This window comes from Mycolicibacter heraklionensis, from assembly GCF_019645815.1.
Classification (GTDB): domain Bacteria; phylum Actinomycetota; class Actinomycetes; order Mycobacteriales; family Mycobacteriaceae; genus Mycobacterium; species Mycobacterium heraklionense.
In genome coordinates this window covers 4008045-4027521 of sequence record NZ_CP080997.1, presented here as the reverse complement: position 1 = coordinate 4027521, position 19477 = coordinate 4008045, and the positions used below count along the sequence as shown (strand labels likewise).

The window sequence follows — 19477 nt, the reverse complement described above, 5'->3', positions numbered from 1 at the left end:
GCCGCCTTGACCGTTCCGGTAATACACAGCGATGTCCTGGTGGTGGGCGCTGGAAGCGCGGGATCCATTGTGGCAGCCCTGCTCTCGGCGGATCCGGCATGCACGGTGACGGTGGTGGAAACTGGTCCCGGGCTGGAAGATCCGATCGTGGAAGCGCAGACCGCCAACGCGACGCAGTTGCCGATCGGCGCGGCCAGCCGGCTGGTGCACCGCTACCGCGCCGAGCTCATCAGCGGCTCTGACAAGGCGCTGACGATCGTCCGGGGCGCGACTTTCGGCGGCTCCGGCGCGGTCAACGGGGGGTATTTCTGCCGAGGTCTCCCAGCCGACTTCGCCGGCTACCCGGCGGGTTGGTCGTGGCCGCAAGTGCTGGAGTCTTTTCGCGCGGTTGAGACCGATCTTGACTTCCACGGCCCTCAGCACGGCGACTCCGGCCCGATACCCGTCCGGCGCGTCCATGAAATGAGCGATGGCTCAAAGCGATTCAATGAAGCCGTGCAGCGGGCGGGGTTCGGCTGGATCGACGATCTCAACGACGCGTCGATGACGACGGTTTCCGGCGCCGGCGCCGTTCCGCTCAACGTCACTGCCGACGGCGTGCGTACCGGCCCGGGCGCGGCATACCTGCGGCCCGCGCTGTCGCGGGACAACCTGACGGTGCTCACCCAGACCCGGGCGGTCCGCGTCGCCATCGAAGCCGATCGGGCCGTGGCAGTGGACGCGATCGGGCGGGAAGGCCCGATCACGCTGACAGCGGATCGAATCATGTTGTGCGCCGGTGCGATCGGATCATCGCATCTGTTGATGCTGTCCGGTGTCGGTGAGGAGGCAATGCTGCGCGATGCCGGTATCCCGGTACGGGCTGCGCTACCGGTCGGTGCGCACTGTGCGGACCACCCGGAGTGGCTGGTGGCAGCGGAATGGCCGGGCACGCCGGGGCGCCCCGTGCTGGAGACGGTGCTGCACCATGACGACTTGGAAATCCGGCCATACAGCACGGGTTTCGCCACGATGGTCGGCGAAGCGACGGCGCCCGATCCACCGCAGATCGGGGTGGCGCTGATGACGCCGCGGGCCCGCGGCCGGATAAGTCTGGTCTCGGCGGACCCGCAGGTGCCGCCGCGGATCGAACACCGCTACGACACCGAGCCGGAAGACCTGGTGGCGTTGCGCCGCGGAGTGGACCTGGTCGAGCAGATTGTGGGCGTGAAAGACATTGGTGCAGAGCCGCGTTGGTCGACCTCGCAGCACCTCTGCGGTAGCGCGCCCATCGGCGCTGACGACGACCAGGCTGCGGTGCTCGACGCGCAGTGCCGGGTGCGCGGCATCGACGGGCTGTGGGTGATCGACGGCTCGGCGCTGCCGCGGATCACCAGTCGTGGCCCGCACGCGACGATCGCGATGCTGGCGCACCGAACCGCGACACTGCTCTGCGGTCAGGGCCTCAGCCGGTAGCGGATCGGCAGGTGCTTGAGGCCGCCGACGAACGTCGTCGACACCAGCTGCGGCTCTCCGGCCAGTTCGATGGCTTCCAGCCGCGGCAACAAGGCGCTGAAGAAACTGCTGATCTCCATGCGCGCCAAGGCGGATCCCACACAGAAGTGCACGCCATGTCCGAACGCCAGATGCTTGTTCGGGTCGCGCCCGACGTCGAAGGCGAACGGGTCGTCGAACACGTCCTCGTCGCGGTTGGCCGAAACGTAGGACAGATAGACCGATTCGCCCGCGGCGATCGGGACCCCGCGCACCTCGGTGTCGGCGGTGGCGGTGCGCATGAACTCCTTGACCGGCGTCACCCAGCGGATGATCTCTTCGACGGCGGTCGGCATCAGGCGCAGGTCGCCGCGGAGCCGCTCCCGCTGATCGGGGTGTTCGATCAGCGCGCGCAGGCCGCCACTGATCGCTGCGCTGGTGGTGTCGTGGCCGGCGGTGGCGATGATGACGTAGTAGGAAGCGGTGTCCACATCCGACAGCGGTGCGCCGTCGATGGTCGCGTTGGCGATCGTGGAGGCCAGGTCCTCGGTGGGTTGTGCTCGCCGCGCCGCGGTCAGCGCCCCGAAGTAGGAGAAGAAGTCGAGCAGCACCGGCAGCTGCTCCTCGGGAGTCAAGCCGCGGCGGTACTCCTCGTCGTCGCCGCCGAACAGTTCCTGGGTCAGCCGCAGCATCCGGCCGAAATCCGATTCCGGTAGGCCCAGCAGCGACAAAATGACGAACAGTGGGTAGTTGACCGCGACCTCCTGGACGAAGTCGCACTCCGGGCCGAGCTGCACCATCTTCTCGACGTATTGCAGGGCGAGCTCGTCGATGCGGGTCTTGAGCATCCGCATCGCCTTGGGGCGGAACCAATCTGAGACGATTGTGCGCATCTTGTGGTGCTGCGGATCGTCCATGTGGATGAGCGTGCGCAGCCCCATCCCGGACTCCAGTAGGGAGCGCTGCAGGTCGTCGGCGTCGGCGGGTGCCAGCACTGGGCGCGGCGCGTTGATCCACAGCTGGTTGTCGCGTTCGATCTCCATGATGTCGGCGTGCCGGGTGATGGCCCAGAACGGGCGGTAGGGCCGATGGTCGACCAGGGACACCGGTGCGTGTGCGCGGAGGTGGGTCAGCGCCGCGTGCAACCGAGGCTCGTCGGCATAGGCGCTGGGGTCGACGAACACCCGGGCGGCCTGGTCGATTATCGGTGTGCTCATGCCTGCTCCTCGCCCACATTTTTGACACGTGTCAGGTTTGAAACCAGTGTCGCGGATAGCCGGCCGTCGTGGCGGCACTTTGCGTTGATCCTCCGCGATTAGGCTCTTCGGTCATGTCGATCGGATCGTGCCGCCGGGGCCTGCGGGTCGGCGCTGTCGTACTGGCGCTGACCGCGGTGGTGGCGGTCGGGTGCGCCCGCTCCGACGGGGCGGCGTCCCACCCGAGCGTGGGTGCCCGCGCGGTCGCGCTCAACGCCGACGTGGTGCGGACCGGCTCCGGCCTGGTGAGGGGAACAGTCGGCCCGGATCACCGCCTGTTCCAAGGGATCCCGTACGCCGCGCCGCCGGTCGGGCCGCTGCGGTGGCAGTCGCCGGCGCCGATGCCGGCGTGGCCGGGTGTGCGTGACGCGGTCAGGCGCGGGCCGTGGTGCATTCAGCCGGATGCCGCCGACATGGATCCGATCAGCGAAGACTGCCTGACGCTCAACGTGTGGACGCCGACCGGCTCGGCCGCCGAGCCGCTGCCGGTCATGGTGTGGATCCACGGCGGCAGTTTCATGCGGGGGGCCGGCGACATCTACCACGCGCAACGGCTTGCCGTCCGCGGACGTGTCGTCGTCGTCACCATCAACTACCGGCTCGGTGCGCTTGGATTCCTGGCTGATCCCGCGCTGGGGGAGCCCGGCAATTACGGGCTGGCCGACCAGCAGGCGGCGCTGCGTTGGGTTCGCGACAATATCGACGAGTTCGGCGGCGACCCGGACAAGGTGACGATCGCCGGGGAGTCCGCCGGCGGGATGTCGGTCTGCGACCACCTGGCCGCCGCGGGCTCGGCTGGGCTGTTCCGGGCCGCGATCATCCAGAGCGGGCCGTGCCAGGCCCAGGTCGAGGTGCCCGAGGCGCAGCGGATCAGCCGCGAATACACCCGGTCCCTGGGGTGCGGCGAGCGGGGTACGGCCCAGCAGGATCCCGACGAGGAGATCGCGTCGTGCCTGCGGGCATTGCCACCCGATCGGCTGACCAAACCGCTGTGGTACTCGCGGTTCGGCACGGATCACCTCAGTGGACCGGTGGTAGGAACCGAGCTGCTACCCAAGGATCCGGTGCGGGTGTTCCGGGAGTCCCCGGGTGAGGGCGGCCCGGCGGGCAAGCCGGTGTTGCTCGGCGTCAACCGTGACGAGTTCACCATGTTCGTCGCGCTGCGGTATCTGCGCGTCGGCCAGGAGATCACCGCCGCGGAATACCCCGACGAACTGGGCGACACGTTCGGCCGCGACTCCGCCGCCGCGGTGGCCGAGCACTATCCGCCGGCCCGGTTCGACGGCAACATCTCGCTGGCCTATGCGGCCGCAGCGACCGACGACATCTTCGCCTGCCTGGCCGACCGGATGGCCCGCGGCCTGGCCGGCGGCGCGCCCGTCTACGGCTACGAATTCGACGACCCGCACGCCCCGGCCCCGGAGTTGTACGACCAGGTGCCGTTCCCGATCGGAGCCACCCATTCACTCGAGATGCGCTATCTCTTCGACATCGGCGGCGCCCCGCCACTGAACCCCGCCCAGCGCCGGTTGTCCGATCAGATGGTCGAGTACTGGACCGGGTTCGTGGTGACCGGTGCGCCGATCGCCGTCGACCAACCTGACTGGCCAGCGATCGGGACCGGGCCGGACCGGCGGTGGATGTCACTGCGGACCGACGGCAGCCGGATGATCAGCGACTACGCCGCCGAGCACCAGTGCGACTTCTGGGCGACCGTGCGCGGCTGACCCGCGGCTCGGCGAGAATTGGGGAGGCGTGAGGTTCAGGCCGGCGTCACCCAGGTGGTGATGTCGGCGTGCACCACCTCGACACCCGCCTTGTCGGTGATGCTCACCGGCACCACCACCTCGGTGCCTTCAGTGATGGCGCTGAAGGCCGGTGGGTCCAGCCGGGCGGTCGCCCGCAGCGACGTCGTCGCCTTGGCCAGGTAGGCCACGTTCATCGCCTTGGGGATCCAGCGGTGGCTGCGCGGCACGGTGGCCTCCATCAACATCCCCATCGCGACCTCGGCCGCGTTGCAGGACGCGATCGCGTGCACAGTGTGCAAGTGGTTGTAGACAAAGAGTTTCGATCTTTGGGCACGTAGTGGATACGCTGGTAGCCATGCGGTGTGCCATTTACACGAGGATCTCCCGAGATCTGACCGGTGAGCAGGTCGGCGCTGATCGACAGCTCAAGGAGTGCCGTGAGCTTGCGGATTCCGGAGGGCACGAACTTGTTGCCACCTACCGCGACAACGACGTCAGTGCGTACTCGGGGCGTGCGCGACCTGATTTCGAGAAGCTGCTCGACGCCATGGCGGCGGGCGATTTCTCGGTGTTGATCGTTTGGCACATCGACCGGTTGTACCGCTCGATGAAGGATCTGGAGCGCATCATCGATGTGGCGGAGGGCGGTGGTATCCAGATTCAGACAGTCAGTTCTGGCGACTTGGACCTCTCCACCTCGGCCGGGCGGATGATCGGACGCATTCTCGGGTCGGTGGCGCGGCAGGAGTCGGAGCACCATGCCGAACGGCGCAAGTTGGCCAACAAGGAGCATGCTCTGGCCGGACGGTGGTGTTCGACCGGATCGCGGCCCTTCGGCTACGACAAGACCGGTGTACCCCTGGAGCCGGAAGCCACAATGCTGCGCCATGCGGCGACGGACGTCCTTGCGGGCAAGTCGCTGCATGCCGTTGCCCGCGAGTGGAACGCGTCAGGGGTGACGACGGTGCGTGGTGCGCAGTGGACGAACCTTCATGTCCGTCGGGTCCTGACCAACGCGCGACTCGCTGCGCTGCGGGTCCACCGTGGCGAGATCATCGGGCAGGGCGCATGGGAGCCGATCATCGACGAAGGTATCTGGCGAGGACTTTGGGCCTTCTTGCGTGACCCGGAACGGCGCAACGCGGTGGCGTTCGAGCGCAGGCACATGTTGTCCGGTATTGCCCGGTGTGGCCTGTGCAAGGGGCCGTTGTACGTCGCCCGCCCGCACGGTCGGGACCGGCCAGCGGCATACGTTTGTCGCCGCCCTGGTGCGCATGTGGGCCGCAATCAGGCGGCACTGGATGGTTATGTCGAGAGAGTGGTGCTCGGTTATCTGGAGCGCCACGGTTTAGGTGCGGACCTTCGTCGAGGCCAAGACGGTGTTGATTTCGACGGTTTGCGAGCTGAGCGGGAAGCCAAGGCTACGACTAAGGATCAGCTGGCCACGTTGCTCCGAACAGGGGTGCTCGACATGGCCGCAGTGGAACGCGAGTCTGCCGTGCTCACCGCCGAGATTGACGCGATCGACCGCCGCCTGGCCGATGCTGTAGCGAGCCCTCCGGCGCTCGCGCTGTTGGCCGGGGAAGATGACCCGGCCGCGTTGGACACCGACAAGCTGGTCGAGCGCTGGCTGGCCGCATCGCCCGACCTCAGAGGAAAAATCGTCAACTCCCTGTTCGAGGTGGTCGTGAACCCAGTCCGCAAGGGCGTGAGGAACTTCGATCCTGACTTCGTTGAGATCAACTGGCGCTGAAGAGGTTTGCGCTGGTCAGCCGCCCCGGCTATCGAATACCGGTGGTCTACCAAACGGAATTCAGCCGTCCTATAGCGTTGCTATAGTCGACCTATAGAGGTTAAATACGCTGGCAGTAGATGTTTTAGCGAGATTATCGGGGTTGCTGCGACGGCCGGAAGCTGCTTACACTGGGCAGCAAGCTTGAAGGGGTCACGCCAAGGCTGACAAGTGCAGCGGGGCTGCGGCGGACCGCCCGGACGTTGAGTAACCGGGCGCTGAGATGAGACCGGCACGCAAAAAGTCATTGCGTTCTCTCTCTTCATCTTTCCAGGAGAAACCCTTGTCTGCCAGGGACTTTCAGCGACATCGAGCGCGCTATGCTGCGCTGACTCGCTCCCGGCCTGGCGATGACCCAGAGCTGGTAGACGCTCGGCGGCTTATGCAGGAGGAACGCCTTGTCAAGGCCATCGAGGATGCCCTAGATAAGGCTCCCCCGATGACTACGCAAGTCCGCCAACGGATTGTCGGACTTCTGTCGCAGGGAGGCTGAGGGTGGTGTCGAGTGCCGGTGATTCTCACCACCATCGATCAGGAGGCCCGGCTACGGTGCCCCGCGTGCGCGTGGCGGATTCGGCGCTCAATTGTTTGGGTAGCACCCGCACAGGACCTCGGGGGCGAGGGTTCCGGCGTGAGCAAGTTCGACCGCCTGGCTTGTTTTTCGTAACGAGACCCGACCTGCCGTTGGGCTTCGAGTCACCAAGTTGAGCGCATCGTGCAGCGATCGGGCGTTCGCATTCAGACCCTGTCAAACACGTTCCGAGTCGGTCACAAGGCGTAGATGGGGTCAAAGCCTCCATCCGGTTACGGCCACCGCAGGCCGACGGAGGATCACGATGAGCGACACCCAATGCAACATCATCAGCCGACAGGTCTTACTGGAATGGCTCGGCGTCTCCGACAGCACGGAGCGCCGCAAGCGCAAGGAAGGTCGTTCCTGGCCGCCGCACCTGATGATTGCGGGCAAGGTCTGCTACCGGCGCTCCGCCGTCGAGGACTTTATCCGCGCCCAGGAAGCCATATGCCAAAAAGTCATCTCAGAAGCTCACGGTAAGGCGTCGGCCGTACCCGAAGGCCAGGTCCGGCATGCCCCGCGCGCCGAGGGCATCGATTCTGGGGCTGTTCGCAGCGCTGAGGTGATCGGCTGATGGTGGAGAACAGCAACCCCGGCGAGGAGCGCGACGGGGTCACCGAGGAGAACCGCCAGCCTAACGACCAGGATGAGCATGACGTACTCGATGTGATGGCCGCTAGTGTCGTCGGTGGTTCAGGTGCCCCGCTTTTGGAGCTGCTTGGCATCCGGCAGGACGAGCACGTCAGCGTGTGCTGGCAGCGCCCCGACCGCAACTTCATGGCCCAACTGACCAGCGGTAGTGACGCTGCCCGGGTTGCTGCCGAACACATCAATGACGCAAACGTCTGGTTCGGGGTCAACCCCATCGGTAGGCATGTGCGCGGTGGACGGGGGAGGGCGGAAGACGTGACCCGGTGCGTCGCGCTCTGGGCGGACCTTGACGTCGGCAAGGACGGTGCCTGCGTTGATGTCGACCAGGCCTTAATGATCGTCAAGGAGGTCAGCGAGATGTTGGGGGCCAACCCCATCGCGCTGGTGGACTCCGGCAGCGGTGGACTGCACCCGTATTGGTTGCTCGACGTGGGCGACCCCGCCTGGCGATTCAAGCTCAACCCCGAGGAGCCGTGGAAGGATAACGCGGCCAGAGAGCGGGCGCAGAACGGGCTGCGGCGGTTCCAGCGGCTGGTGGACCACGTCGCAGCACGGCATGGTGTCAAGGTCGACAACGTCAGCGACATGAGTCGGGTCCTGCGTTGGCCGGGGTCATACAACAGAAAGCGGCCAGACCAGCCGGGCCTGGTTGAGCTGGTGGAGTCCCCGCTGGGCATACCTGAACCGCTCACGCTGGAGTGGGTGGAGAACGCCCTGGATGAGGCTGGTATCCCGGCTGAGGCCCCGAAGAGTAGACCCGGCAGCGGTGACGGCGCGACCGTCGCGGGTAAGGCCGGAGACTGGCGCTACGGGATGCTCACCCACCCGTACGTCCTGTCGATGATCGAGGGCTGGAAGACCGAGGCGGTCAATGGTCGTCATCACTGGATGTTGAGCTGCTTCATCCGGTTGGCCTGCGCTCACCGGTGCGGGCGGATCACCGAGAGCGACTACGGGCGCGGCCGGGATGTCGTCCTGGGCAGGTTCACGGTTGATGACTTGGGCCGAGAGCTTCGGGTCGACGAGGGAGCGCCCGAGTTGCAAGAGGCCATCCGCAGGGCAGAAGCCAAGAGTGACGAGGAAGCCCTGCGAGAGTGCGGAGGTCGGGACAGAGACGCAGGGCAGACCGACTCCGAGTACTGGGCCGAGAGCGTCGACGTTCAGCGGTCCGACAGCGGGGAGATCGACACCACTGATCGGCTGGAGGACGCTTATCTAGGTGAGCGCATCTATCGGGAGAGCTTGCAGGACTACCAGTGGACCGCCGAGTTCGGATGGATGCACTATGACGGGCGGCGGTGGACGCGGACTAAGGACCCGATCGTCGCTGACGAGGTCCGTAGTGCACTGATAGAGCTGCATCGGGGTGGCGCGCTCGCCGGTGCCGACCACAACCGGCTGCAGAAGATCTCCGGGCTGCTGTCCAGGAGCCGCATCGAGGGTCTCGCCGGGGTGGCAAGGATGGTCAGCGCGAAAGAGTCACAGTCGATCCGCTTCGATGATCATCCGGACCTGCTCAACGTAGGCAACGGCGTGGTTGACCTGCGCACCGGTGAGCTGAGTCCGCACGGCCGCGAGCTGTACCTGACGAAGGTCATCGACGTCGACTATGTGCCCTACGCGGTGCACGAGGACTGGGATAAGGCATTGGAGGCCCTGCCGGACGCCGAGTGTGAAGTCTGGCTACAGGAACGGCTAGGTCAGGGCATAACGGGCCACCCGGTGCCGGACGACAGGCTGCTCGTCCTGAAGGGCGGCGGATCGAATGGGAAGACCACGATCGTTGACGGCGTCCGGGGTGCACTCGGCGGCGACTACATGGTGTCCATGCCCGAGCGGATTTTGCTGGCCAGGCCGAGTGATCATCCCACCGAGATGATGAAGCTTTGTGGGGCCAGGCTGGCCGTCATGGAGGAGTTCCCCGACCAGCACATCAACGTTAAACGCCTCAAGGACATCCAAGGCACCGGCGAGATGACCGCTCGCCATATCGGCAAGGACTCGGTCTCCTGGAAGCCGACTCACAGTGCGGTCATCACGACGAATTACTTTCCGAAGGTCGACGAGTCGGACCACGGAACGTGGCGGCGGCTGGTGATGTTGGATTTTCCGTACACCTACCGCAAGGCGGGGGAGAGGCTGGGGCCCGACGACCGGTTGGGAGATCCGGGCCTGCGGGGAAGGGTCGAGGGCGGGACGGAGCAGCAGCAGGCCGTGCTGGCCTGGCTGGTCGAAGGTGCACGGCGCTGGTATGCCAATGACATGGCCATGTCAGCAGACCCGAGAAGCGTCACCGAGGCCACGGCTCAGTGGCGTGAACAGTCGGACGTGATGCTCCGCTACATCACTGAACGCCTGGTCTTCGACCCACAGCAGTGGGTGCCGACGGGGGATTTGTTCGACGACTTCACCTCCTGGTCGGCGGACGCGAAGCATCGGCAGTGGACCGCGCAGACGTTCACCTCACGGTTCCTCGGTCACGAGGATGTTGACAAGGCTGGGGTGCGCAAGGGCCAGGTCTCCACTAGCCGGGAGGGGTTGTCTCGGAGACCGAGCAGGGTCTCCGGCCAACCTACGGGCGCTCCGCTACCGAAGCGGACCATGGCGATGCTCGGGGTCGGCTTCCGGGTCGACGAGGGTGGAGAAGCTGTAGAGGAGGGGTGGGCGGAGCGGGCAAAACGGTCCTGACCAGCGGGATGGTGGAAGTGCAAGGGATGCAAGGATGAAATTGGAGATCCTTTACATTGGACCTCGTATGAGCGACGGCCAATTTCATCCTTGCGCCCCTTGCATACCAACTACCCGGCGGCTAGTCCGATACCTGGCTCCCACAACGTCATTGATCTCTGGGGCCTGTTAAGACGTGGCGTCGTGGGGACGGCGGCCCCTGCGCCCGTGCGCGGCAACAGCGGCCAGCCCCGCACGCAGCTAACGAAGTCCCGGGTGGCCCAGGGCTCGCTGGGGATCAGCCGCGTGGCTGTCGCGCTTTCGGTTCATGGTCTGGCAGTCCGTCCGGCCGTGGCGGCATCGCCAGACCGGCACGTCGATCTCGCAACCGAAGAAGCTCGCCCAAAAGGTGCAATGCCTGCACGGCGAAGTAGAGCGTGATGTCCTTGCGTGCGGTCATCCGATAGACGGGGTGACCGTCCGCGCCGCTGTCGACCTGCTCGCGGTGTAAGAACCCGTGATGTGCCCACGGTCGCCCATGCGCGAACCCTGACGTGATCTGCCAATCGCTGTACACCGGCAAGTCGGTGTACTGCGCGCCACCCTTAATCGGCTCGGTGACCTTAAACCCCGACTTGGCGCGTTTCGCGTTGATCCCCAAACGTTCCGCGACATCGCCGATCAGATCCAGATTGCCAGCATTGCGTTTCAACATGTCCGCTGCCGAAGAGCCCGAAGAAGTCACATAATTCGCGAAGTCGTGATAGTTCCTAGCATGCCAGCGCAGTGCACGCTCGATCCGTTCAGGTCGGGCTTTGGGGCCCAAGATCCACAGTCCAGTCGCGGTGTTCTCCAAGGCTGCCCGGACAAGAGTGTTACTCACCGCCAGGTGCTGGTAGTTGGCGTCCCTCACCACCACCTTCACACCGTGCAGCTGGTCAACGGAGGCATTGATGATGTGACGCAACGCAAGGCTGACCTCAAACGGGTGAGACTTGGCGTCGTCCCCCGCCAACGAACTGCTTGACTCCACCGGAAAGTCGTCAGGGTCCCCGACCCGCGCCGCCAACGCTTCGACCGCTTCTGCGTACTCCCGCCATTTTTGTTCGATCTGTTCGGCGGCGACCTCAGACATCAGCTGACCCGATCCACGAGCCGGATGAGGGATGCCCGCCGGTGACGTTCTGGAAGGCGCGGGGTTATCGCAGAATCGTGCTGACAGACCGGCATTCGGATTATCCTGCCAGCAACTCACTGTGCGCTACCGAAGGTGCGCACGGCCGTCCGCTGGTCCATCAGGTGCGTAAAGTTCTTGGCCCAGGAGGCCATGCCATGTCGCCGCTCTTGTTGGCTGATATGGACCGCGCAACAAGTCGGCGATCCTCCCGATCAGGTTGGCGTGGTTCTAGGCCTGCCGTTGGGTCTGCACTATGGACGCAGTCTGCTCCCTGGGGTCGAACTCGGGATACCCGGGAAGTTGCCCCACCCCGCCGACGGCGGCCCGCAGTCTGACGACGCAACCTGATCAATTCTGTCGCCGCCTGCAGGCATACTCGGCCGAGTGCTGATACCGCCTGACCCCATCTACCTAGAAGGTCCTGGCACGATCCGCTGGGCAGCCGGGTGTCCTGATGGCCGCCGTTCGCTGACCTGGGTTGTGACTGGGGCGAAAAACAGCGACGACATCTACATCGGGACGCGTTCGATGATGAAGGATATGAAGCTGAGCCTTCACCCGAGAAGGTGGCGCATGGCATTGACGACCCAAGCCGCCGCCCGCCATCTGCCAGAGGGCTCCGACCGAGTTTTGGCCCGTTGGGATGTTCCTGCCGACCGGTGGCCGGGCTGGAGACTTGCGGCGGCAATCCTAACTCCCGCCATCACTTTCACGGCCCCGTTCAATGAGCGTCGCCCAAGTGATGGCGGCCCGATTCTATGGTTTCCGGCCCCGACACCGCCGGAGCATCTCCGGTTCTACGTACTCCTCGGGGAACCTGATGCTGGATTGGCGATCAACAACGTCATCGGGGACGTAGGCCGAATGACACTCAGCTCGGGCCTGCGTGTGTGGATAGTCGCCGATGCCTTCACCGTGACTGCGGAACACCAACGGCATATCGAAGATATCCGGCGGGCGATGGCACTGCACCCTGACGCGGCTTGCGGATGGGCCTGGGGCGAGGTGGAAGGGATACCGAACCTTCTCGATCTAGCTGCGCTGAGACCTGCGACTGCAGGCGCGCCCGGACCTGGTGGCAACTACCTGGCGCGTGTTCGGCTAGACCCGACTGGCGAACCGGCAATCCCAGCAACGGTCGATGACCTAGATGACACCCGCGCCTGAGGTGGCCCGGTAGCTGCAGACCGTTGCGGGGTCCTCAGTGCCTGGCAGGGGCAAGTTAGCCCTTTTCGGCCAGCAGTCGGTACATCGTGGGGCGGCTGACACCGAGGGTTTTGGCGATCTCGGGCACCGGCTCGCCTGCGGCACGCATCCGCTCGGCCAGCGCGATCTGGTCGGGGGACAGCGCCCGAGGCCGTCCGATGGGTAAGTTGCGGGCCTTGCGCGCAGCCTTAGCCGCATCTCGACGCTCTCGACCCAGCTCCAGCTCCAGCTCGGCGAGGCTGGCCATGATGCCCAGGACAGCCCTGCCTGTGGGAGTGGAGCTGTCCACCCCTTCGCGCAGCGACCGGATGACCACCTCACTGTCCAGAAGGTCCTTGATGGTCAACATGACCTCGGCGGCGCTGCGGCCCAGCCGGTCGATCCCGACGACCACGATTGTGTCACCGGGCCGGGCGTAGTTCAGCAGTCCGGCCAGGCCGGTGCGCTGCTCCTTGGTCGACGTGCCGGTTAGCTTGTCGCTGTAGACGCGGTCTGCATCGACACCGGCGGCGGTGAGCGCGTCAGCCTGGGCATCCAGGGACTGGTGCCCGGTGGACACCCGGGCGTAGCCCAACAGCTGGCCGGTGGTCTGGGCGGTTACGACGGTCATGCCCATTATCGTATCTCGAAAGTCCGTCAGTCACTGTTCTGATACGAGACAACTTTCGAGAATTTTCACCTGTGAATACGCGGTGGGAGGGATCGGTCCGTGGGGGCGTCTCGGAACTAAAGAATCGAGACGGTTCGACTAGGGCGAGTTCATGTCGGATCAGGAATCTCCCAAGGGCGCTGGAAGGTCGTGTTGGGCCCACCGCTGATGTCATTTTCTCAGCGGTGGTGTCATGTCATGTAGATGCATGTGTGGGGGACGAATGTTGGTTGCACTGATGGCGTGAGCGGCGGCTCGCTGAAGCCCGGCGTGATGTCCGCCTGTCCCAGCTGGTTGTGGAGTTATCGGTGTGTGGTTGTTGATCGTCGGTTGTGTTGGGGCCACCAGCTGGCTTCGCCGAGGAGTGTGGCGATGGCGGGGACGGTGAGGGTGCGAACGAGGAATGTGTCGAGCAGGAGCCCGCAGCCGATGACGAGGCCGACTTGGATCATGATCGCGATGGACCCGAACATCAGTCCGAACATGCTGGCGGCGAAGATGATTCCGGCCGAGGTGATGACCGAACCGGTGCGGGCGACGGTGCGCAGTACCCCGACGCGAATGTTGTGTCTGGATTCCTCCCGCAACCGTGAGACGAGCAGCATGTTGTAGTCGGCGCCGACGGCTACCAGGATGATGAACGCCAGCAACGGCACGGGCCACGCGATTTCGTAGCCGAGTCCCCATTGGAAGACCAGGACGCCGATGCCCAATGAGGCGAGGTAGTTCAGCACGACCGTCCCCAGCAGGTACAGCGGGGCGAGCAGGGCGCGCAAAAGCAGGACGAGGATGAGTCCGACGATGACCAGGGTGCTGATGGCCATTTGAGTGAAGTCAGCCGACAGCAGCCGCTGGATGTCGGAGTTGACGGCGGGAAACCCGGCAACGGCGATAGTGGCGTTGGCCAGGGTGGTGTTCGGGCGGGCGGCGTCGGCGGTTTCGACGATCTGGTGGGCGAGTGTGATCGCTTGCGCGCTGTAGGGGTCGTAGTTGGATTCGACGACAAAGCGGGCGGTTTTGCCATCGGGTGAGATGAACTGTTTGGCGACGTCGGTGAATTGACGATTGTCGAAGGCGCTGCTGGGCAGGTAGAAACCGCTCGCCGCGTCGGAGTCGGCGCTGGCGCGGGCCGAGTTCTGCAGTTGGGCGGCGACCTGGCCCATCCGAGCCAGCATTTCGATGTTGCTGTCGGCTAGGGCGTGCACACCGGCGGCCAGCGCCTGCGCCCCGGCGGCGAGTTGGCTGATGCCGCCTTGAAGCCGTCCGATGGTGCCGGCCGGATCATCCGCAGGAGCCCCTGGGGCTCCGAAGGCCCTGTCGAGCGCTGCGGCGGCGGTTTGGATGTCGGAGAGGGTGCCGGCAATGGTGGCGTCGGTGTCGGGGTTGTAGCGGTCGCCGAGGGTGGCGACTTCGGTGAAGAATCCGTTATCGCGCAAGCTCACCAGGATCTGGACCTGGTCACGGATTTGCGCGCATTGCGGCGTGGTGGCACACCATCCCGAACTGTTGAGGCCATCGACGAGAGGGGCCAGCACGGCGAGGGCGGTTTCGGCTTGACCCGCCCGTGTCCGTAGTCCGGGGCCGGACTGGATGGCTTGGTCGATGGTGGGTGCGGTGGCCGAAAGTTCTTGCAGCAACGGTCGAGATGACCACAGCAGGGTGTCACCGGATTGGGCGCGGGCCAGTACGCCCGACAGCGGGGTCAAGATGGCGTGCAGGGCGGCATCGAGCTGGGCCAGGCCACCGGCGAGTTGATCGGCGCCGTCGGTGAGTTGGGCGAGGTCGCCTTTTCGGGCGTCGCCGTCGGACACGGCGTCGGCCATCTTGTCGCCGATCTGCCTGTTCTGCCAGGACAGTTGGGCTTGTTCGAGGCGGGTGCCGGTAGGGCGGGTTATGCCGACGACTTTGGTGACCCCGGGTACTTGGGCGACTCGGGAGGCCATCTCGTCGAGGTCGGCCAGCCCTTTGCTGGTGCGCATATCGTCGGGGTTTTCCACGACGAGAAATTCGGTGATGACGACGTCTTTGGGGAAGTGGCGATCCAGCAGTTGGTAACCCTGGTTGCTGGCAGTGGTGGCGGGCTGGCCTTTGCGGTCGTCGTAGCTGATCTTCATCGTGGTCGCGACCGCCGCGAGGGCCACGAGGATGACTAGGCTCGCGGCCAACAGCGGCACCGGCCGGCGGACCACCGCGACAGCCACACTGTTCCAGTAGCGGCGGGTTCGATCGGATTTCGGCTCGCCGATTCCACGGCGGGCGGCCAGCGCCAGCACCGGCGGCAGCAAGGTGACAGTGGCCAGGAATCCGACCAGCACGGCGACCGCGCAGGCCGGACCGAGCCCAGCGAAAACGCTGAGGCGGGCGAAGACCATGGCAAAAAAGGCCAGCGCAACGGTGGCCGCCGAGGCCAGGATGACGCGCCCGATGCTGGCGGTGGCATGAATGACGGCCTGATCGGCGGGTACGTGTGCGCGGCGCTGTTCGTGGTACCGGCTGATCAAAAACACCGTGTAGTCGGTGCCCGCGCCGAGCAGGATCACCGTCATGAACGCCACGGTGAACTGCGAGACGGGCATGCCGCTTTCGCCGAGGGCAGACAGCACACCACGGCCGACGGCCAGGCTGACCCCGATCACCAGCAGGGGCAGCAAGGCGGTGAACACCGACCGGTAGACGATCAGCAGGATTAGTGCGATCAGCGCGGCGGTGGCGATCGAGATCAGCAGCAGGTCGTGTTCGGCGGCGGCGATCTGGTCGTTGAAGGTTGCCGCCGGGCCCGTCACGTGCACGATCGTCGGTGAACCGGCGAATACGCCGGCGGCGATGTCGCGCACGGCTTGGACGGATTCGGCAGCCTTGGGGTCACCCAGGGTGCCGGCCACACCCACCGGCAGATACCAGGCTTTGCCGTCCGAGCTGGTCGCATGCGCCGCAGTGACCGGGTCGGCGAGCAGATCTTGAACCAGCAAGACATGGTCGCTATCGGCGCGCAGCTGCACCACCAACTGCTCATAGCGGTTGCGCACCGGCGCGGTGAAGCCGTCGGGGTCTTCCATCGCCACGACCAGCATCGTTTTGGAGCCCTGTTCCCCGAAGGCCGCGCTCATCCGGTCCACGGTCTGAAACGACGTCGCGTCGCGGGGAATCAGGTTCACCGACTGCTGCCGGACCACGGTTTCCAGCTGCGGGAACACCAGCGCCAGCAGCATGGCGACGGCGATCCAGCCGCCGATGACCAGTGCTTTATGGCGCACCGTGAACCCGGCCAGTGCCGCTAGCCGGCTGCTGTACTCACTGGATTCGCCCGGATCGGCCACGCCGTTGCGGGGCCGGCGGGGCATGGTTACTGTGCCCGCACCGCCGGGGTTGTCGACACTCACCGTGCCTGCGCCCATACAAGTTGCTGGCACTGGCCACAAGGGCCTGGCCGTCGACGACGACGATCCTTAGTTGGGGGTCGTTGCACCGGAATCGTCGTCCTCGTCGTCGGGGATGTCATGACGGACCACCTTGACCCTGCCGTGCGGCAGGCACGCCATGTAACCGTGGTGTTTGCCGTAGAGCTCCCAGGCGGTGGCGCGCTCATGGGCACTGACTTCGATACGCAGGCCGTTGGAGAAGCTCAGGTGCAGCCGACCGGAATCGTCGTGGCATGCCTTCGTGCACACGGCACCCGCCAGATCCAGTAGCGGACGTTGGTGGGCGGCGACCTCACGCGGATCGATGAGCACTTCCTCGGCCGGAAACTCACCGCTAGCGGGCAGCGCAAGCCACAGCAGGCAACTGATGACCACCTCGTTGGCGTCATCGAAGCTCAACACCAGATCACCCTGCAACGACATCCGCTGCACGGTGCAACCTTCGATCCACGTGGCGTACATCACGCACCTCCGTCGACGCCCAACCGGTCTGCACTGAAATGGTACGACAAGTAGCGCTGCGCTACTAACAATATCGTTATGGGCTTCGGGTCAGGACCCCGGATCGCTCGGCGCCCCGGTGTCCCCGAGCAGCCGAAGAAGATGTTCGAACGCGGCTACATCTCCATAGGCGGCGAAGTGATCGACGGCGACCACGACAAACACCGCTCTTGCGGTGAATCGGGTGAGCCCCTCGGGGTCGGTGCCGGTCGCGCCGATGTCCAGCACGCGGCCTTCCCGGGAGGCGATGCGCGCGGTGATGCGGTGGGATCGATGCAGCACGACCGGCTGGAGATACTCGACGGTCAGGCTGCGTGTCACAGCGGGCGCGCCGGCAATCCACAGCGCGAACCCCAGTACGTCGTCGCAGGCGGCGGCGATCGCCCCGCCGTGCGCCAGACCGGGCGCCCCGATGTGGCGTTCGTCGAAGGTCACGTCCGCGTACACCGTGTCGCCGCTGCGGTAAGCCACCAGCTGCAGACCGTGCGGATTCTGCGGCCCGCAACCCATACACGTTGGGGTATGTGCGGGCAGCAACTCGGGCCGTGCCGCGTCCGTGCGGCCGGACGCGACGTCTTGATGCGGTAAGTGATCAGCCATCAACGACACCTTCGGTACACATAGTTTCGCTGCGCTACTGTTGGTACGGTACGCGCTACGCGCGGGGGCGCGCACAATTGGTCGGGAATCTGGAATGCAGCGAGGTGAGTGGGTGTGAGCAGCGAGCAGGTACCGCCGGCCCCTGATGACGACGATATCGACCCCCGCCGGACCCGGTCGCGCAACCGCTTGCTCGACGCCGCGACCGCGCTGCTCAGCAGCGGTGGCATCGAAGCCGTCACCATCGAGGCAGTCACCAAAGCTTCCAAGGTGGCCCGCACCACCCTCTACCGCCATTTCGGCAGCTCATCGCAGTTGCTCGCGGCCACCTTCGAGCGACTCTTACCTCAAGTGACCCCGCCCGCGCCGGCCAGTGGGACACTGCGCGAACGGCTCATCGAACTGCTCACCCGGCAGGCCGCGCTGTTCGCCGACGCCCCAGCCCACATCACCATGTTGGCCTGGCTCGCCCTGGGCCCGACCACAATCGATCACGCCAGCACCGAACATGCCCCGCAGGCGCTGCGAGCGCGGGTCATCAACCAATACCGGCAGCCCTTCGACGCCATCCTGCAAGACATTGAGGCCGCTGCTGAGTTCGACGGCCTGGACCCGGATCTTGCGCTGTGCCAGCTCATCGGACCACTCGCGTTCGCACGAATGACCGGCCTGCGATCCATCACCGCACACGACTGCGCCCGCATCGTCGACGACTTCCTGGCCGCGCACCAACGAACGCAGACTCAATCCCTACGCCTGAAACCTATCGACTAGAAGTGATTCCGTTCGACCGAAAATAGGCAAGCAAGGATCTGCCCACATCGAACGGCAACGCCATCAACCAGATTGCAAGGTGATCTGAAACACCGAACTCAACACCAGGCCAGACGTCCACGGGCAGCATGGAAAACAGACTCAGTGTGGAAATGACAGGGATCTGAGGCAGAAACCAGCTGACACTAACGGAGAGCCTCGGCATATCACCAGGTCATTCGCCCGGCACACGACACGCAGCACGAGACCCTACAGGTCGCCGAATAACCTTTGTGCGCCGGTGATGTAGCCCAACGCGTCGGTATCGCATGTTGTGGCTCGTTCACGTAGCTTTTTGAGTCGCCAAGACAGTCCGACTCTGCCCAACAGCGGAGATCAGGCTAGCCGGGTTACGACCTGCGCCGAGGTCGTGACCACCTCGCCCAGGGGGTTGAACAATACTGGGCCGACTTCTTCGTCGTAGCCATGTGTATCGGCGAATTCCTGAGTGGCTGACCGGGCCGCCTGCGCGAATACAATGTAGTGGTGCACTGCTCGCTGGGGGAGATGTGCAACAAGAGCCGCAGTCTCTAATTCATGAAGAGATTTCCGGAACAGGCGGTAGTTGACCTCATCCGGGCCGCCCGCCCATCTCGCCTCCTCAACCTCTGCGAGGTGTTTGAGTACACCTCAGCGTATTTCTCGACGCTCCCGGCTGGACAGCAGATACTGAGTGATCAGCGAGCCGATGCCCAGCGCGCCGAGTGAGGTGCTGATGATCGAGAAGTCCACGGGGCTCAAAATAGTCTCGGCGGAATCCGGCCGTCGTCGAGGATGCCCAGTTGGGCAACGCGCAGCCTGCTGAGTTCTGTGGCCTCGTCTTTGGTCCTTGCTGCGTCACGATGATGGCGGCAGAGATTTCGTGTCGACGGTCACGTAATTCCCCAGGGGTAGTCGTCACGTAATTCCCCAGGTTGGGAGCTGCTGGTGGTGAGGGTAGCGGGGTTGGCG

12 protein-coding genes and 1 pseudogene are annotated in these 19477 nt (G+C 65.0%); 6 read left to right on the top strand and 7 right to left on the bottom strand.

The window, feature by feature from the left end:
- The first annotated feature begins 6 nt into the window (after window positions 1–6).
- Entirely contained in the window at window positions 7–1455 is a 1449-nt protein-coding gene (gene mftG / locus K3U94_RS19100) for a mycofactocin dehydrogenase MftG (RefSeq protein WP_047318344.1), read from the top strand.
- Here the strand turns inward: mftG and K3U94_RS19095 are convergent.
- Entirely contained in the window at window positions 1437–2690 is a 1254-nt protein-coding gene (locus K3U94_RS19095; protein ID WP_047318345.1) for a cytochrome P450, read from the bottom strand. The two genes, mftG and K3U94_RS19095, sit on opposite strands and share 19 nt — an antisense overlap.
- Window positions 2691–2803: 113 nt before the next feature.
- On the opposite strand from K3U94_RS19095, the gene K3U94_RS19090 reads away from it, so the two are divergent.
- Window positions 2804–4456 carry a carboxylesterase/lipase family protein gene (locus K3U94_RS19090; RefSeq protein ID WP_047318346.1) on the top strand — a complete coding sequence of 551 codons (1653 nt, stop codon included), beginning with the start codon at window positions 2804–2806 and terminating at the stop codon, window positions 4454–4456.
- 35 nt (window positions 4457–4491) lie between these two features.
- Here the strand turns inward: K3U94_RS19090 and K3U94_RS19085 are convergent.
- Window positions 4492–4791: pseudogene (locus tag K3U94_RS19085) on the bottom strand (PaaI family thioesterase); the annotation flags it as partial.
- Between the two features lie 23 nt (window positions 4792–4814).
- On the opposite strand from K3U94_RS19085, the gene K3U94_RS19080 reads away from it, so the two are divergent.
- From K3U94_RS19080 to K3U94_RS19070, 3 genes are all read left to right on the top strand, one after another.
- Complete coding sequence (locus K3U94_RS19080) at window positions 4815–6230, top strand: recombinase family protein (protein WP_131721474.1); 1416 nt, start codon at window positions 4815–4817, stop codon at window positions 6228–6230.
- An 875-nt stretch (window positions 6231–7105) separates the two neighbouring features.
- Window positions 7106–7417, top strand: coding sequence for a helix-turn-helix transcriptional regulator (locus K3U94_RS19075; RefSeq protein ID WP_046302235.1), 312 nt, complete (start codon window positions 7106–7108; stop codon window positions 7415–7417).
- Window positions 7417–10182, top strand: coding sequence for a DNA primase family protein (locus K3U94_RS19070; protein ID WP_046302236.1), 2766 nt, complete (start codon window positions 7417–7419; stop codon window positions 10180–10182). The genes K3U94_RS19075 and K3U94_RS19070 overlap by 1 nt, the downstream gene beginning before the upstream one ends.
- 277 nt (window positions 10183–10459) lie before the next feature.
- On the opposite strand, the gene K3U94_RS19065 is transcribed toward K3U94_RS19070, so the two are convergent.
- The 5 genes from K3U94_RS19065 to K3U94_RS19045 form a co-directional block, all read right to left on the bottom strand.
- Window positions 10460–11296 carry a hypothetical protein gene (locus tag K3U94_RS19065; RefSeq protein ID WP_047318347.1) on the bottom strand — a complete coding sequence of 279 codons (837 nt, stop codon included), beginning with the start codon at window positions 11294–11296 and terminating at the stop codon, window positions 10460–10462.
- Window positions 11297–12560: 1264 nt separating this feature from the next.
- Window positions 12561–13154: a recombinase family protein gene (locus K3U94_RS19060; protein ID WP_046301964.1), complete on the bottom strand. Its 594-nt coding sequence runs from the start codon at window positions 13152–13154 to the stop codon at window positions 12561–12563.
- A 341-nt stretch (window positions 13155–13495) separates the two neighbouring features.
- Window positions 13496–16588: an MMPL/RND family transporter gene (locus K3U94_RS19055; protein WP_046301963.1), complete on the bottom strand. Its 3093-nt coding sequence runs from the start codon at window positions 16586–16588 to the stop codon at window positions 13496–13498.
- Between the two features lie 51 nt (window positions 16589–16639).
- Window positions 16640–17074, bottom strand: a complete 435-nt coding sequence (locus K3U94_RS19050) for a DUF6188 family protein (RefSeq protein WP_046301962.1) — start codon at window positions 17072–17074, stop codon at window positions 16640–16642.
- Between the two features lie 90 nt (window positions 17075–17164).
- Window positions 17165–17713 (bottom strand): PaaI family thioesterase, encoded by a 549-nt coding sequence (locus K3U94_RS19045; protein WP_046301967.1) that lies wholly within the window; start codon window positions 17711–17713, stop codon window positions 17165–17167.
- Window positions 17714–17827: 114 nt separating this feature from the next.
- Between K3U94_RS19045 and K3U94_RS19040 the strand changes: the two genes are divergently transcribed.
- A complete protein-coding gene (locus tag K3U94_RS19040; RefSeq protein WP_046301966.1) occupies window positions 17828–18487 on the top strand; it encodes a TetR/AcrR family transcriptional regulator in 660 nt (219 codons plus the stop codon).
- Window positions 18488–19477 lie beyond the last annotated feature (990 nt).